General features: G+C 43.4%; 14 protein-coding genes and 1 pseudogene. 5 read left to right on the plus strand and 10 right to left on the minus strand.

All coding sequences use genetic code 11. The annotated features are described in order from the left end of the window. Positions 1 to 152: 152 nt before the first annotated feature. Both ACTHRG_RS05350 and ACTHRG_RS05355 read right to left on the minus strand, forming a co-directional pair. The gene (locus ACTHRG_RS05350) at positions 153 to 878 is read right to left on the minus strand and encodes a CPBP family intramembrane glutamic endopeptidase (RefSeq protein WP_440230786.1); all 726 of its coding nucleotides are present in this window, start codon (positions 876 to 878) and stop codon (positions 153 to 155) included. Between the two features lie 365 nt (positions 879 to 1243). After that, positions 1244 to 2629: an alanine/glycine:cation symporter family protein gene (locus tag ACTHRG_RS05355; protein WP_440230788.1), complete on the minus strand. Its 1386-nt coding sequence runs from the start codon at positions 2627 to 2629 to the stop codon at positions 1244 to 1246. A gap of 159 nt (positions 2630 to 2788) precedes the next feature. Between ACTHRG_RS05355 and ACTHRG_RS05360 the strand changes: the two genes are divergently transcribed. Together ACTHRG_RS05360 and ACTHRG_RS05365 are read left to right on the plus strand one after the other, a co-directional pair. Continuing rightward, the gene (locus tag ACTHRG_RS05360) at positions 2789 to 3217 is read left to right on the plus strand and encodes a MarR family winged helix-turn-helix transcriptional regulator (protein WP_440230790.1); all 429 of its coding nucleotides are present in this window, start codon (positions 2789 to 2791) and stop codon (positions 3215 to 3217) included. 55 nt (positions 3218 to 3272) lie between these two features. After that, a complete protein-coding gene (locus tag ACTHRG_RS05365; RefSeq protein WP_440230792.1) occupies positions 3273 to 4469 on the plus strand; it encodes an MFS transporter in 1197 nt (398 codons plus the stop codon). 301 nt (positions 4470 to 4770) lie between these two features. Here ACTHRG_RS05365 and motB read toward each other — a convergent pair whose 3' ends face one another. The 6 genes from motB to ACTHRG_RS05395 all read right to left on the minus strand — a co-directional run bounded on the left by motB (position 4771) and on the right by ACTHRG_RS05395 (position 8562). Beyond that, complete coding sequence (gene motB / locus ACTHRG_RS05370) at positions 4771 to 5568, minus strand: flagellar motor protein MotB (RefSeq protein WP_440230793.1); 798 nt, start codon at positions 5566 to 5568, stop codon at positions 4771 to 4773. Beyond that, the gene (gene motA, locus ACTHRG_RS05375; RefSeq protein ID WP_061792289.1) at positions 5561 to 6355 is read right to left on the minus strand and encodes a flagellar motor stator protein MotA; all 795 of its coding nucleotides are present in this window, start codon (positions 6353 to 6355) and stop codon (positions 5561 to 5563) included. Before motA ends, motB begins: the two co-directional genes overlap by 8 nt. 137 nt (positions 6356 to 6492) lie before the next feature. Further along, positions 6493 to 6867, minus strand: coding sequence for a hypothetical protein (locus tag ACTHRG_RS05380; protein ID WP_061792278.1), 375 nt, complete (start codon positions 6865 to 6867; stop codon positions 6493 to 6495). Between the two features lie 139 nt (positions 6868 to 7006). Next, complete coding sequence (locus tag ACTHRG_RS05385; protein ID WP_440230794.1) at positions 7007 to 7468, minus strand: STAS domain-containing protein; 462 nt, start codon at positions 7466 to 7468, stop codon at positions 7007 to 7009. Between the two features lie 31 nt (positions 7469 to 7499). Continuing rightward, the gene (locus tag ACTHRG_RS05390) at positions 7500 to 7874 is read right to left on the minus strand and encodes a DUF1992 domain-containing protein (RefSeq protein ID WP_440230795.1); all 375 of its coding nucleotides are present in this window, start codon (positions 7872 to 7874) and stop codon (positions 7500 to 7502) included. Positions 7875 to 7974: 100 nt separating this feature from the next. Continuing rightward, on the minus strand, positions 7975 to 8562 hold the full coding sequence (locus tag ACTHRG_RS05395; protein WP_440230796.1) for a peroxiredoxin: 588 nt from the start codon (positions 8560 to 8562) through the stop codon (positions 7975 to 7977). A 110-nt stretch (positions 8563 to 8672) separates the two neighbouring features. Here ACTHRG_RS05395 and ACTHRG_RS05400 point away from each other — a divergent pair, with 110 nt between their 5' ends. After that, positions 8673 to 8900, plus strand: coding sequence for a hypothetical protein (locus tag ACTHRG_RS05400; protein WP_226619409.1), 228 nt, complete (start codon positions 8673 to 8675; stop codon positions 8898 to 8900). Between the two features lie 38 nt (positions 8901 to 8938). On the opposite strand, the gene hutH is transcribed toward ACTHRG_RS05400, so the two are convergent. Together hutH and ACTHRG_RS05410 are read right to left on the minus strand one after the other, a co-directional pair. Further along, positions 8939 to 10432, minus strand: a complete 1494-nt coding sequence (gene hutH, locus ACTHRG_RS05405; protein ID WP_440230862.1) for a histidine ammonia-lyase — start codon at positions 10430 to 10432, stop codon at positions 8939 to 8941. Positions 10433 to 11172: 740 nt separating this feature from the next. Beyond that, positions 11173 to 12021: an STAS domain-containing protein gene (locus ACTHRG_RS05410; RefSeq protein WP_076263155.1), complete on the minus strand. Its 849-nt coding sequence runs from the start codon at positions 12019 to 12021 to the stop codon at positions 11173 to 11175. 202 nt (positions 12022 to 12223) lie between these two features. Between ACTHRG_RS05410 and ACTHRG_RS05415 the strand changes: the two genes are divergently transcribed. After that, positions 12224 to 14317, plus strand: a complete 2094-nt coding sequence (locus ACTHRG_RS05415) for a DNA topoisomerase III (protein ID WP_440230797.1) — start codon at positions 12224 to 12226, stop codon at positions 14315 to 14317. 99 nt (positions 14318 to 14416) lie between these two features. After that, positions 14417 to 15729 (plus strand): annotated as a pseudogene (locus ACTHRG_RS05420) (short-chain fatty acid transporter). Positions 15730 to 15734 lie beyond the last annotated feature (5 nt).

Here is a 15734-nt window from a genome sequence, read left to right on the forward strand (position 1 = left end):
GCTAATGGTTCGCATATCCCAACGCCCATAGCGGACTTTCACCGCCAAGTTAATGAACATGCCTGGCACACAAAAAGGGGTTCGGAATGAGACTATTCCGAACCCCTTTTGTCTACAAACTGAAAGCTTGGGACATCCCAAGCTTTTTATTATTAAATATGCTGTTCTTTTTCAATTAAAGCCCCAGTTAACTTTATTTGAATCGGATACCACCCAATATGGAATAAAATATGTACAATGATTGCAGAAAAAATGCCAGCCTCCAAAAACGCCCAGCCAGTAAAAACCCCAACCCATATATTTCCAACAATAGTATAGACATACATTGATGGTTTAGGTTCCGATGATACCATCTTAATTGAAGGTATATGTACTAGGGAAAAAAGTATACTTGATATACCAATAGCAATGACCACAGCAGTAAAATTTAGCGGTTCAATAATAAATTGTAATAGCCATAAAATTAAACTCATTATTCCCCAACGGAAAATAATTTCTTCAACAAATCCTCCATAAAAAGTCCGACTTAAAATTCCCATACTATAGTAATGTTTTTCAATAGCAATGTAGTCTTTATTTGAAATAGTTTTCACTAAGTAAAAATAATATATCAATATATTTCCAAATGAACAAATCACACCAAAAACAAGTCCAAATTTTAAAATTAAACTCACATTAAATTCAGTTGTAAGAATACTTACTTTTGGTACTACAAAAGCTCCCATTGCACCAAATAATCCAACTATTATAAAGTGAGCAATCAAGCGCTCTTTATCTGAAATATCATCATTATTTGGCATCCTTTTCTCAGTTTGAAACATAAAATATATGCCTGGTAAACAAATAGCAACAGATAATGAAAACAACCCCCAAAACAACAAATTCTCCCCCTCTTATTAAAGATAACTGCTCCGTTAATTGAATAACTGAATTTTTCAGTCTTCAAGTTTATTTTACTATATAATGCTAAAAATCTTGAGTTTTCTCAGAACATCTTTAAAGTAGCACTTCAAATAACAAGTAAAATAGCACCCTAATTCTCACGAAGACATTATCCATTGTCAAGACGTTATTTAGGGTGCTATTTGCTATGTTATTTTATTGTATTAACTTATAAAACGTTGAAAAATCAACAAAAATAACCAATCTAATTACTGTGCTAAAAGCTATACTAAATCATATGCCAATTACATTATTTCTCCACGAAAACTGAACTACTTAGCCATTAGCGGGAGAACTATTTTTACGCTGCCTTATCGTCTTTTCTAATATCTTTTAAATAATACTTATCTGAAGTAAAGAACTCGTTTTTCAGCTGTTTAACCTCTTTGCTTAGAAGGAGGACAGCCACGATGTTCGGTATCAAGATCATGGCAAGTGCCAGATCAAGGAACTGCCAGATGGTTTGCGCTGCACCCACTGAGCCAAGAACAATGGCAGCAATGTAAACGACTTTGATGGCTTTTCCGGCAAAAGAGCCAAATAGAAACTCGGCCATTTTAGAACCATAAAAGACGACTACGATGATTGTGGAAACCACAAAGAATACGAGTGATACAGCAACAAGAATACCTCCGAAGGAACCAAAATACTCTGTAAATGCCGCTGCTGTCAGGGCTGAAGGATCCTTCATGGCCCCTTCCCTTGTCCACACACCTGATGAAAGCACTACAAATGCAGTGGCGGTACACACAATCAGCGTATCCACAACAATACCGACAATCGCCCAGAAGCCTTGGCGCACCGGGTGATCAGTTGTGGCAGCAGCATGAGCTATCGGTGCCGTTCCAAGTCCTGCCTCATTGGAATATAATCCTCTTGCAAATCCCCAGCGAATGATTTCGCCAATTGCCGCACCGGCAAATCCGCCTATTGCAGACATTGGCTGAAACGCATAAGTGAAGATTAATTCCAACACTTCAGGAAGCTTGCCCAGATTCATAAATAAGACTACTAACGCTGCACCTACATAAATGAGTGCCATAAATGGAACAAAGATTTCGGTTACCTTTCCAATTCTCTGGATCCCGCCAAAAACAACTAAGGAAACCAGTGCCGCTACAGCGATTCCTGTATAAAGTCCATCAATCTTAAAGGTTTCGGTGACTGCAGATGCCACGGCATTACCCTGAACCATGATGCTTGGGATTAATTCGATCATGAGCGCAAAGGCAAATATCACACCAAGCCACTTCATGTTCAGACCTTTTGTCATGTAATACATAGGGCCGCCCACATATTCTCCATCTTCATTTTTCTCTCTGTACTTAATAGCCAATACACTTTCCGAGAACTTAATGGACATTCCTATTAGCGCAATGACCCACATCCAAAAGACTGCTCCAGGACCGCCAAACATGATAGCTGCCGGCACACCTACAATGTTTGCCGCTCCAATGGTGGAGGCCAGTGCAGATGTGAGTGCCTGCAGCGGTGTAACGGTTCCTTTTCCCTTCGGCTTTTTAAAAACACTTCCGAATGTCTGTTTAAAAATATATACCGGATAGCGGAACTGGAAGAAACCCAGCAAAAAGGTTAAATACAGCCCTGTTCCGGCTAATAATAGGATGATGGGATATCCCCACAGCCATCCTGAAATATCTCCTACGACTTCTAATAACTTATCCAAAAAAATTTCCCCCTTATAGTTATGCACAGTTGCCCTTGTTATTCCATTCCCTTTTATTTGCCAGTTAAACACTTAGTTAGCAAAAGAATATGCGAGGTAGACAAATTCTTAAATTCCATGTATAGTTACCTAGGTAACTATTTTAAGCAGGTGAAAACAATGCACCCTAATCAAAGTGAATTTTTTCATTCCATCAACCAATTTACACGCCATTTTTCCAAAGTACTTAATGAAAGTCTGGTGCCGCTTGGGTTATATGCGGCTCAATGGACGATTATTTACCGTCTGAAAACCGGAGGCCCGAGCACCCAAAAAGAGATTTCTTCTTATCTGGGCGTTGAAGCTCCGACCATGACCAGGACATTGGCCCGTCTTGAGAAATCAGGCTGGATCACCAGAACAGCCGGAAAGGACAAACGCGAAAAACTGATTTCACTGACTGATGCAGCGATTCTGGAATATGACAATTGGCTTGCTGCAGTAAGATCAAGCGAAAGCAATGTCCTGCAGAATTTTACGGAAGAAGAAATCAGCACAATGATCAGACTTATGGCAAAAATGAGAGAAAATATGGTACCAGGCACCTAGACCAGTTCACGAAATTGGTATAGGTACCTGGTACCTTCATTGTTAGGAGGACAACATGAAGAAACAGCCATTATGGACGAAGGATTTTTTGAGTATTTCTGTTACAAGTTTTTTCTTGTTTATGGGGTTTTATGTGTTGCTCACAACGCTTCCCCTTTATATTTTGGATGATTTAAAAGGGGACGAAACACAGGTTGGCCTGATTATTTCGGTCTTTCTGATTGCTGCCGTGATCAGCCGGCCTTTTACAGGGAAATGGATTGACGAGGTTGGACGGCGGAAGATTCTGCTTGCTTCCCTGATTGTGTTTGCTGTCTCATCTCTTCTTTATTTTTGGGCTGACACTATGCCTGCACTATTAGCTCTAAGATTCCTTCATGGTGCAGGTTTTGGCATGGCCACCACAGCGACTGGAGCGATTGTTGCTGAAATTGTGCCGGATAAACGGAGAGGCGAAGGGCTTGGCTATTATGCGATGTTCATGAATCTGGCTATGGTGATTGGCCCATTTGCCGGTCTGACGATTGTCCAATACGCAAGCTTCACATGGATTTTTGCGTTATGTACAGTTTTATCATTTATTGCGATAGTGCTTGGTGCTTTTGTTAGAATAGCGCAAACAGCAGAAAGCTCTGTGAAGCATCCGAAGTTCACACTTTCAAGCTTATTCGAAAAGAATGCCGTTCCTGTTGCAATATCAGCAGGCATCCTTGCTTTCGCGTACTCAGGAATTCTTTCCTTTATTTCGGTTTATGCGAAAGAGCTTGATTTACTTGAAGCTGCGAGCTTCTTCTTCGTTGTATATGCGGCCTTCATCATTATGTCCCGCCCATTTACAGGTCGCTGGTTTGATACGTACGGAGAAAATAAAGTGATCTATCCAGCGATTATTCTGTTTGCGGCAGGTTTGTTTTTGCTCAGCCAGGCCAACAGCACCTTTGTGTTTCTGCTGTCAGGTGCAGTGATCGGATTGGGGTATGGCACGATTGTTCCGAGTCTTCAAACCGTTGCCATCAAGCAGGCCGATCCAGCGAAACGCGGTCTTGCCACCTCGACCTTTTTCACCCTCTTTGATACAGGGATCGGATTAGGATCCTATGTTCTCGGAATACTTGCGGTCAAAACAGGTTTCCCTTCGCTATATTTTATGCTTGCCGGAGTAGCACTGTTTGGCTTGCTCGTATACTACCTGCTTCATGGAAAAAAGACAGAACCAAGAACCATTCATTCAGAAGCAGATCTTCCATTATAAAGAGCCCCCAGCGGCTCTTTTTCTTTGTCAATCTTAATTTGTGTATATTTTCTGAAAATTGTTTGTCTTTTCTGTGAACATTGGCATATAATGTAATTAATATATTTTGGGAGGTTCGCTGATGACCATTGTTCATATTTTGAATTTTTCCATTCCAATCGCCTGTGTATTTCTATTTGGTGTAATGGTCGACCGCATGTGCAAACCGGACGGCACGGAACAGGAAGCAAATGAATGATCCCGGGAAAGCGGCTGGCTAATAGCCTTTTTTTATTTGTTACATAAAAAAGAAACCAGCCCGCTAAGGCTGATTCCCCGTTCTTGGCAATATTAAAATCTCTACCCGTCTGTTCTTCGCTCTGCCTTCTTTCGTATCATTTTCGGCAACCGGCTGGAATTCCCCAAAGCCTTTGGCACTGAACCATTTCGGGTCCAGCTGGTCATTCTTCAGGATGATTTTCATAAAGTTGACCGCCCGCATGACACTGAGCTCCCAATTGGACTCGAAGTTTGAATTGCGGATCGGGACATTGTCTGTATGGCCGCTGATGATAATATTTCTTGGCGGATCCATAATGAGAAGCCCGGCTATTTCACCAGCCACTTTTAAATCCTGCTTTCGGACCTCCGCACTTCCTGAGCTGAATAGAACATTGTCTCTGATAGACACAAGCAGTCCTTCCGTGGTTAATGAGGTTTCCAGTTTGTCCGCCAGGTTTTGATTTTCAATAAAGGCATTGACTCTTTGCTGCAGCTCTGCCAGTTCTTCATGATCGGCAGCCTGCTTCAATTTTTCTTTTTCCAACTCATCCAGCGCTGCCATTTCCTCGAGATCCTTGCTTGGCTTTTCCGACACTGCATCAGTAGATTGCATTTGTCCTTCCGGCATTGGACTTGGGAATTCAAAGACGCCCGTTCCCCCTGAAAAGACATCATTGAATGCCTTTGATAGCTTCTGAAATTTCTGGGCATCTACTGAGCTCATGGCGAAGAGGACAATGAACAGGGCAAGAAGCAGAGTTAATAAATCAGCATACGGCAAAAGCCAGGATTCGTCTACATGCTCCTCATGATGCTGCTTCTTTTTCCTCCTACTCATCCTTTGCCACGCTGCTTTCATCAAGGAATTTACGGCGTTCTCCTGCAGGAAGGTAGGAAGCAAGCTTTTGTTCTATTACTCGAGGAGCCTCCCCTTCTAAAATAGAAAGAATCCCTTCGATCATCATGCTTTTAATTTTTGCTTCCTGCTTGGACTTTCTCTTTAGCTTATTGGCAAACGGATGCCAGAACACATAACCGGTGAATATCCCCAGTAAAGTCGCTACGAATGCCGCACTTATGGCATGTCCAAGGCTGGCAGTGTCCGCCATATTTCCAAGTGCTGCAATCAATCCAATTACGGCTCCCAATACTCCAAGGGATGGGGCATACGTACCTGCCTGGCTGAAAATTTGCGCTCCTGCCTGGTGCCTTTCTTCCATCGCTTCGATTTCTTCACTTAATACATCCCGTATATAATCGGCACTTTGCCCATCAACAGCCAGAGATAAGCCGTTTTTTAAAAATGCATCTTCAATTTCGTTCGTCTTGACTTCCAGGGCAAGCAATCCTTCTTTTCTTGCCAGCTGAGCCCAATCCGAAAACATCTTAATCATTTCAGAAGGGTTCATCAGCTTCTCTTCTTTAAATAAAATGCCAAAAAGCTTTGGCACCCGTTTGATTTCATTTGTTGGAAATGCAATGCTCACTGCTGCTGCCGTACCCAAGATAATGATCAGAATAGCGGCAGGGTTAATCAGAACAGATGGGGAAACCCCTTTAAAAACCATCCCTACTCCAACTGCTATGATTCCTAATATTACTCCTATAATCGTTGTTTTATCCATGCATGCCACACCTTCTATGTAGTCTGAAAATCTCCAAAACTTTCTATTATTAATTTCGGATGATTTTAACAGTTCTTTAGGAAAATTTTCATATATAAAAGGCAGAGGTGCTTCCCCTGCCTTCGTTATCATTATTTTTAGATCCAGCGGCATCCGCAGAAACCTCTTCTTCTGCGGTCATCGTCATCTCGGCGGCATCTGCAGCCTCTGCCAGATCCGGCTAAATCTCTGTTGTACCATAAGTCACCAGCACCACGCACATTGTCACGGCGATGTTTTCGGCGGTCATCTTCTGCTCCGCCAACACTGTCTCTTCCACAGCCACAATGTCTTCTGCGATTGTCCTCTATTCCTGCTACATCGTCATCTCGGCGGTGCTTCCTGCGGCGGTCTTCCGCTCCACGCACATCATCACGGCGGCGATTATCTTCTTCTTTTACAATAACTCTTTCGGCTCTGATTTCTACTTCATCTGCATTAATCTCAAATCTTCTTCTCCAATCTCTCGACATAAGTCTACCTCCTTTCTCATGGATACTATAGAATATGTATCACAGGAGGTTTTCGCATGGACAATTCCCCAATCGGAAAGAAAATGTGCCTGTATAAGTAAAAAAACCCTATCCTGTTCAGGAGAGGGGTCTTGAGAATTTAGTTTTTTTGAAAGACAAGATTGTGTATTTTCATTAGATGCTTTAAAGCCGCCTGGAAGTTGGCATGTGTTTCAGCATTTAATTCAATGCCGGATAAAATGATTTCTTTTATAAGCTGCGGGGTCATTCCGACAAAGTAAGGCTTAACTCCCATGAGGTTAATGGAATCAGTCAGGCTGCGGATTTGCTCCCCAAGCTCTGACAGGCACATCTGCTCTAAGCGGTCGACCGTAATATCGGTAAAATCTATAATGGCAAATTCTGTGTCATGGTCTTTAATATGGTTCAGGATCTTAGCCGTAATTTTTTCGAATCTTTCAGCCATGAGCAACCCTGTAATTGGCACAAGAAACGTCTGGGGAATGATCGATGGAATTATGGGTGCCGTCATATCTGCTATGGCTGCCTCATATTCCTCGACTCTTTTTTCAAGGACCTTTATATATTCATCTTTATTCATGTGTTCTCCTCAATTCCAATCATCTAATTCATTAGAATAATTTATTGTTTATTTTTTCTTCGTAGTTTTTGAAAAGGGATGAGTTGGTGTTTTGTCTTCTTTTCGACATCATGCTGTTATAGCGGAGCAGCTTTTCGTTTAGTTTCTTCTGCAGTGCCTTTTTTTCTTCCTGATTCTCACATTTCTTCATCAGGTCTTCAATCGTCATCATTTCCTTTTTTATTTGGTTTTCTTCATCAGTGAATCCGGCATTCTTCATGATGCGATAGGCCATGCGCAAGTTCTCAGGGACGGAAGACAGATCATCTGGCGGCAGCGGTTTCCCATATCCAGGCAGATTATCAAACTCGCCGTCCTTGTAAGCTTTTTTTATGCGATCTTCAGAAAGTATAGAAAAAAAGTCCACTTAAGCTCCTCCTCCACTTCATTTGTACTTATTATATATTTTCGGCGCTGCATATTAAAGTAATTATGTATATAGAAGAGAAAGCTTGCGCCTCCTCCTTTTAGATTTTACCTATTAAGTTTGGATCCTTGTTAATCCCTTGCTGGCCGGGCTGCCAGTTTGCCGGCACACCCGTCCCTGTCTGCTGTGCATATTGAATTCCCTGCATGATTCTGACATGCTCATGCAGATTTCTCCCGACTTCTCCAGGGTAAATGAGCTTTGCCGCGATAATGCCATTGGGATCGATAAAAACGGACGCCCTGATGGCGGCTCCTGACTTTTCATCCAATACCCTATAAGCTCTGCTTATTTGATGTGTCCGGTCGCTGACCATTGGATAATTCACGTTTTTTAATGACGGAGATGTTTCCTTAAATACTTTATGTGCATATACACTGTCCGTACTGATGGACATGACTTCGCAGTTTAAGGCTTTTAAATAAGGGTTCACAGCGGCGACCGCCGCTAATTCTGTCGGTCAGACAAATGTAAAATCACTCGGATAAAAAAACAGCAGCACCCATTTTCCAATATAGTTCTCCAGATTGACTTTTTTTATTTGGTGATCAATGACAGCATCGGCAATAAAAACTGGCGCACGGTCTCCCCGTCCCGCACAGAACACGGAAGCATTCGGATCAATCACGGCTGTCCCCCTCCTTTTCTGTTTCGTCTTTGCTCTATATACTTATGCGAACAAACGGAAAATATTGATTGAACCAGCTGTACATAGTCCTGATGCCGGAGGGAAAAATAGTGGAAGAATGCAAATTCAACTACGAAAGGAGCCTGATTATGTCACGCGGAGTCCATTTTAATCATAAAAAAAAGCATCACCCGGGAGAATTTCCTGAACACACAATGGTTGAGCGCCATACAACTGAGGCACAGGAAGATGAGGAATTTATTGTGACGCAGGAAGCGTTTAAAAACCGCTTTGAAGAAGATGAGGCAAAGGAACTTGAGGAAAGAGCGAAGGATTAATAAGTCAGGGGCCTGAAGAACATTCAGACCCCTCCTTCTTATATTGCGTCTATTTCAACTTCTTTCAGCCAGGCTGCGCATGCTTCAATATCCTTTGAAAACACGCGGTCTTTTGTGATGGAAGGCACCACTTTTCTAGCTTCTTCGTAAAAGCGTTTTGTTTTATCAGCCATTTTATCAGAACCGCGGAACTCGGCTGCCTGAAGTGCGCAGATCAGTTCAATTGCCAGCACTTTATTGACATTCTGGATGATTTGGTAAGCATGTCTCGACCCAATTGTCCCCATGCTCACATGGTCTTCCTGATTCCCTGATGAAGGGATCGAATCCACACTTGCCGGATGGGCGAGTGTCTTATTCTCCGAAACAAGGGACGCTGCAACATATTGAAGAATCATCGCACCAGACTGCAGCCCAGGCTCCGGGCTTAAAAATGGCGGCAGGTCACTCAGCTGCGGGTTGACAAGCCTTTCAATACGGCGCTCGGAAATATTGGCCAATTCCGCTGCCGCAATTTTCATGAAGTCCATTGCAAGAGCGATTGGCTGCCCATGAAAATTTCCGCCTGATATAACGCTTTCCCCGTTTTCGAAAATCAGCGGGTTATCTGTGGCTGCATTCATTTCGATTTCAAGCTTTTCTTTTACATAGTCAAGAGCCTGCCAGGATGCTCCATGCACTTGCGGGATGCAGCGGATGGAATAGGCGTCCTGCACCCGGATTTCCCCCTGTCTTGTAATCAGGCTGCTGCCTGACAGGTATTCCCTTATTCTTCTGGCTGTATCCACCTGCTGCTGATACCCTCTTGCCTGATGGATGTTTTCATCAAACGCATCAATTATGCCGTTTAGTCCTTCCATTGTAAGTGCTGCAATCAGCTCACTTTGATAGGCGATTTTTTCCGCTTCCAGATAACCAATGACGCCCATTGCCGTCATTGCCTGTGTACCGTTAATGAGGGCAAGCCCTTCCTTCGCCTGTAAGGTTACAGGTTCTATTCCTTCCTGAACAAGCACTTCAAGCGCAGGCTTTCTTTCCCTCTTATAAAAAACTTCCCCTTCTCCCATTAATACTAATGCCAGGTGGGATAAAGGCGCCAAATCCCCGCTTGCTCCAAGAGAGCCCTGCTGCGGGATGACAGGATGGATACTTTTATTCACAAGTGCTAAAAGAGTTTCAATCACAACCGGACGAACACCTGAGAATCCTTTCAATAAAGCATTTGCTCTTAAAAGAAGCATAGCTCTTGAGACAGACTCAGGGAACGGTTCCCCTACTCCGCAGGCATGCGAACGGATTAAATTCAGCTGAAGATCCTCGACATCTCCCTGATCAATTCTTACATCGCTGAATTTCCCAAAGCCAGTGTTTATTCCGTATATGACTTTTTCTTCACTTACAATTCTCTTTACGGCCTCATGGCTGTTTTTTACACGAAGCATGCTTTCCTCTGATGCCGAAGCCTTTACTCCTTCAAAAAGAACCCGTTTGACTTCAGACAAAGTAAGGGTATTTCCATTCAAAGTAACCACCTTGTTCTCCTCCCCGTGAGTTAAAGTCATCATCGATTCTGTCAATTTTTCCATTTTATATCCTCCCCGGTACATTAGCGAGATAAAGAAAAGGCTGTATCTCAAACACAGGTTTGAAATACAGCCTTTTTTAGAAGATTATTTGCAGTATCTGTTGTCAGATGTCTCATCTTTATCACAGCCTATTTTTGTTATATTTTCTGAATATAATTAATTTTATGTTCCTATTGGAGGGATGTCAACAATAAATTCCCATTATTTAACAAGTTAGATTGTTAGAATGGTAACACAGTAAAGCGTATTTTATTATATCCATATAAAGTGAAACTTCAATCAGTGGGGATGTTCCTTATCCTCACTGATTGTTAGTCGCGTTCTAGTGTCGCTAAGATCTCCGCTAGCGCTTCGATCAATCGACACTACGAACCCGATTGGTTCAACTAAGCCTCTGCCTGCGCGTCGGCAAGTTTCACTGTATCTCACCAATCGGGCCTTTACATTATAAAGCGAGGCGACTTGCCTTGGGGTGACAAGCATAAGACGAGCAGATGGCGGGGAGTGCTTTTCTTCCCATCAGCTGATTGGCTTATGACCTCGAGCCCCTAGGAGCCGCAGCTAGATCGGGCAGTTTGACCCCCGCTTATCCTCCTTTGATTCCTCAGAGTCTTGAAGTGGGGGTCTTACTGCCCGTTAGACTGCGATAAATAGCCGGCAGTTCTGCCGGCTTTTCGTTCTTATTTCTACTTTAAGTTTTCACCTTGTCTTTTTAAAGCATGTTTTAGTTTTCCATATGTTTCAATACCCGTGAAATCCAGGCCGAGCTGAATGGAAGTCTGGGCAACCTCGGGGCTGATGCCGGAAATGGTGGATTTGACCCCTAATAGCTTGAGAGCTGTCGTTAAAGAGAATATTTGATGGGCAACCATCGTATCGATAATAGCTACACCAGATAAATCAATAAATAAATGCTCAATATTTTCTTTTGCACATTTTTTCGGAATTTCCTCCAGCAGGATTTGCGCACGCTCGGTGTCAATATCGCCGATAAGCGGCAGAACAGCTGTGTCATCTTTAACAGGAATGACTGGAGTGCCAAGTTCATTGATCAGACTTTGCTGGGCAACAAGCCTTCTGGTGGTCAGTTCATAATACTTTTCCGAAAATTTATTGATCAGTTTATCGAAAGCTCTGTTAATGGTCTTGCTCCATTTTAATACATCATCTGTTGTCACTTCAGACTGGTTTTCTTTAATGAACTTTTCAACAAAATGCCAATAGGTTTCCCTTACAGTGCTTAAAGCACCAAGCACTTGAAAAATGGGAGTACTCGTGTCCACTCTGCTTTCAGCTACAGTCCTGGCCCACTCCTCCATATTTTCAATAAACACTGCTTCGTCATCAAGTAAAGCGGTTGAAACGGTACGGTTGGTAAAAGCATTCTGTTCTCTCAGGAGCTGTTCATAAGCTGGGTCTGCATCCGCAGAATAAATGGAGCCCTTCTGTTTCTCCCTTAAGGACAGCCACATGTCTGTAATGTTTATTGAGTTTTCCTGAATGTAATCAAGTAAGCGCTGATTCTTTTCATGCATTATTTTCACCTTGTCTTTCTATTTGTCAGCAAACTGTTATATTCATTGTAAAATGAATCGGAGTTAATGAAAAGTAATACACCTTAAATCGGCATCTGTCTGATTTTGTCTATAATAACGTATCCCATTACAAATATGAATGATTTTCCGCTATACTTAGTTAGGATACAAAAGGAACTGAATGGATTTGAAAGGAGTCATTATGAAATCACTTGTTCTTGCTGAAAAGCCCAGTGTTGCCCGTGAAATCGCCCGGGTGCTGGGATGCCGGCAATCTCATAAAAGCTATATGGAAGGCGATAAATATATCGTCACTTGGGCTCTTGGCCACTTAATCGAATTAAAGATGCCGGAGCATTATGACAGCAAATATAAAAACTGGAATCTGGAGGATCTGCCGATTATTCCTGACCAAATGGGCCTGAAGGTGATGAAGCAGACCAGCCACCAGTATAAAGCTATTGAAAACCTGGCAAAGCGGAAGGATGTTACGGAAATAATCATTGCAACCGATGCAGGCCGTGAAGGGGAGCTTGTCGCTCGCTGGATATTAGAGAAAATCCGCTGGCGCAAGACAATCAAGCGCTTATGGATATCCTCTGTAACGGACCGCGCTATCCGTGACGGTTTTCAAAACCTTAAGCCCGGTAAACAATTTGAAGATTTGTATGAATCCGCCGTGTGCCGGGCAGAGGCTGACTGGCTCATCGGCCTAAATGTCACAAGGGCTCTGACGACTAAATACAAGGATCCCCTATCTGCGGGCCGGGTGCAGACACCGACTCTGGCGCTCGTTATGGAAAGGGAAAAAGTGATTCAGCAATTTGTTCCAAAAGAGTACTGGACGATTCGCGCCCACATTGGCCCACTGCAGGCTGACTGGGAGAAAAATGGTGAAAAGCGCATTTTCTCTAAAGAGGCAGCAGATGGAGTTCTTTCCAAAGTAAAGGGGCAAAAAGCGGTTATCCAGTCCATTAACCGGAAGGAAAAAACAGAGCTTCAGCCTCTTCCTTATGATTTGACGGAACTGCAGCGTGACGCGAATAAACGTTTTGGCTTTTCTGCCAAGAAAACTTCGAATGTACTGCAGAAACTGTATGAGCAGCATAAGCTTGTCACCTATCCGCGGACAGACTCACGCTATTTAACAAAGGATATGGAAGCAACCATGATGGATCGCCTTCATGGAATCGCTGCTTCCTATAAGGATGAAGTGAAGCCAATCCTTGCGAATCAGGGCAGGGTGCTCGCAAAAAGAGTGTTTAATAATGAAAAGGTAACCGATCATCATGCGATTATTCCGACTGAAGAACGTGTACATCTCGGTGATTTGTCCCCTGATGAGCGTAAGCTGTACGAAATGATTTTGCGCAGATTTTTGGCCATTTTCCATAACCCTTATAAGTATGAAACCATCCATGCTGCTATCGATGTTAATGGTGAGAAATTCACAGCGAGGGAAACGGCCGTTATCGACCTCGGTTATCGCAAGGTGGAACGGAATACTGAAGAAGAGACAGGAAAACAGAGCCTGAAGAACATTTCGAAAGGACAGAGCTTTACACTGCAAAATGCCGAATCCGCTGCAAAGCTGACTGATCCGCCTCTTCGCTATTCAGAAGCTGACATTTTGACCCAGATGGAAAAATACAGCCTCGGAACGCCTGCGACAAGAGCGGAAATCATTGAACGGCTTCTTGAGACTGAAGCGCTCGAAAGGCAAAATGGACGCCTGTTTCCGACTAAAAAGGGCAAACAGCTGATGGACCTGGTGAATGAAGATCTGAAATCACCGGAACTGACAGCCAAATGGGAGCAGGAGCTGGAGAAAATCGCACGCGGAAAAGCAGATCCAAAAGAGTTTCTCCAGAATATCCGCAAGCAGACTCAAAACTTGGTTTCAGAAATTAAAAAGAGTGACAAATCGTACCGTGCCCATAATCTCACGGGCTCAAAATGTCCTGAATGCGATTCCTTCCTGAAAGAAAGGAATACAAAGGATGGGAAAATACTTGTCTGCTCGAACCTTGATTGCAGTTTCCGAAAGCGCAAGGATCCAAAGCTTTCAAACCGCCGCTGCCCGCAGTGCCGAAAAAAAATGGAGATCCACCAGGGCAAGGCAGGCACCTACTTCCAGTGCCGCCCATGCAATGTGGTGGAGAAAGCACAGGACAAAAAGAAAGCCGTCAACAAACGCGAAGAACGAAAACTTGTTCAGAAATATACCCAGAAGGAAGAGTCCTTTGGAACAAGCCTTGGCGATTTGCTGAAGGCCGCAATGGAAGATAAAGATTAAAGTTTAGCCCTGGCTGCTGCCGGGGCTTTTCTATATGAACTGGCATACATAGCTTGTCCTCTCCATAGCATGTACTAATACTGAAAGGAGAGTGACAGGATGTTAACCAGAATGGCAGATCGTTTCTCCAAGCTTGTGGAAAGGTATCTCCCTGACGCCTTTGTCATTGCTGTACTTATGACTCTGTTTGTCTTCATAGCCGGATTTTTCATGAAGCCTTCTGAACCTGCCCAGCTGTTTAAATCTTTTGGTGACGGCTTCTGGGTATACCTTGCTTTTACCATGCAAATGGTGCTTCTCTTGATGACAGGCATGGCGCTTGCTTCTGTTCCTTCTGTACAGCGTATACTTGAAAAGCTTTCCTCCAAAGCGAAGACGGCCAACCAGGCCTACGTACTGACTTTTCTCATTTCTTCTGCTGCTTATTATATTAACTGGGGCCTTGCTGTTGTCGTTGGCGCCATTATTGCACGTGAAGTCGGGAAAAGAAATCAGAACGCACACTTCCCGCTATTAGTGGCTGCAGCCTATGCACCTACAGCTCTATATACAGCTGGCTTGTCAAGTTCAATCGGTCTGACTGTTTCGACAAAGGGGCACTTTCTGGAGGATATTGCTGGGGTGATTCCAACTTCAGAGACGATTTTTCATCCGGGAACAATCGCAATATTAATTGCCCTTATTGTTACAATGCCAATTTTCATCGTGCTCATGGCACCCAAGAAAAATATTATCTCATATGTTCCGCCAAAGATGTCCAAGGAAGAAGCTGAACCGGTTGAAGTTTTAAAAACGCCCGCCGGAAAACTTGAAAGAACACCTTTTCTCGGCATCTTTACCGGATTAATCGGGTTAATCTATGTCATTTTCGAGTTCATAAACGGGCGTGACCTTGACTTGAATATTATCAATATTACCTTTCTATCCCTGGGCCTTATCCTGCACAAATCGCTTGTGCAATACGCAAATGCCTTTAAAGAAGCGGGTTCTGCCATTTCCCCTATCATTCTGCAATTTCCGTTTTACGCCGGAATTATCGCCGTTCTTGGCAGCTCCGGGCTGGCAGAGTCGATAATCAATGGAATGGCGTCCATAGCAAGTAAAGACACCTTTGATATTTTACCTATTGGGCCGCTGGCATCGTCAATATTCTTGCCCCTTCAGGCGGCGGGCAGTGGGCTTTACAGGGGCCTCTTCAAGTTCCTGCCGGGCTGCAGCTGGGGGTTGATCCCGCCATTACGGCTATGGCTGTAGGCTGGGGTGATGCCTGGACGAACCTGATCCAGCCTTTCTGGGCACTTCCTATTTTAAGTGTAGTCGGCCTTCATATTCGTCATATTATGGGCTACTGTGCATTGCTGGCCATATGGGTAGGCATTGTTACCACTGTTTTGATGATTTTCGTCTATTGATATGA

The sequence above is a fragment of the Cytobacillus sp. SAFR-174 genome, from assembly GCF_051964675.1.
Classification (GTDB): domain Bacteria; phylum Bacillota; class Bacilli; order Bacillales; family Cytobacillaceae; genus Cytobacillus.

Excerpts from the sequence above, each read along its gene's own strand:
- ACTHRG_RS05360 (WP_440230790.1), top strand. The coding sequence starts at position 2,789 with ATGCACCCTAATCAAAGTGAATTTTTTCATTCCATCAACCAATTTACA.
- ACTHRG_RS05365 (WP_440230792.1), top strand. The coding sequence starts at position 3,273 with ATGAAGAAACAGCCATTATGGACGAAGGATTTTTTGAGTATTTCTGTT.
- motB (WP_440230793.1), bottom strand. The coding sequence starts at position 5,568 with ATGAGTAGGAGGAAAAAGAAGCAGCATCATGAGGAGCATGTAGACGAA.
- motA (WP_061792289.1), bottom strand. The coding sequence starts at position 6,355 with ATGGATAAAACAACGATTATAGGAGTAATATTAGGAATCATAGCAGTT.
- ACTHRG_RS05380 (WP_061792278.1), bottom strand. The coding sequence starts at position 6,867 with ATGTCGAGAGATTGGAGAAGAAGATTTGAGATTAATGCAGATGAAGTA.
- ACTHRG_RS05385 (WP_440230794.1), bottom strand. The coding sequence starts at position 7,468 with ATGAATAAAGATGAATATATAAAGGTCCTTGAAAAAAGAGTCGAGGAA.
- ACTHRG_RS05410 (WP_076263155.1), bottom strand. The coding sequence starts at position 12,021 with ATGCATGAAAAGAATCAGCGCTTACTTGATTACATTCAGGAAAACTCA.
- ACTHRG_RS05415 (WP_440230797.1), top strand. The coding sequence starts at position 12,224 with ATGAAATCACTTGTTCTTGCTGAAAAGCCCAGTGTTGCCCGTGAAATC.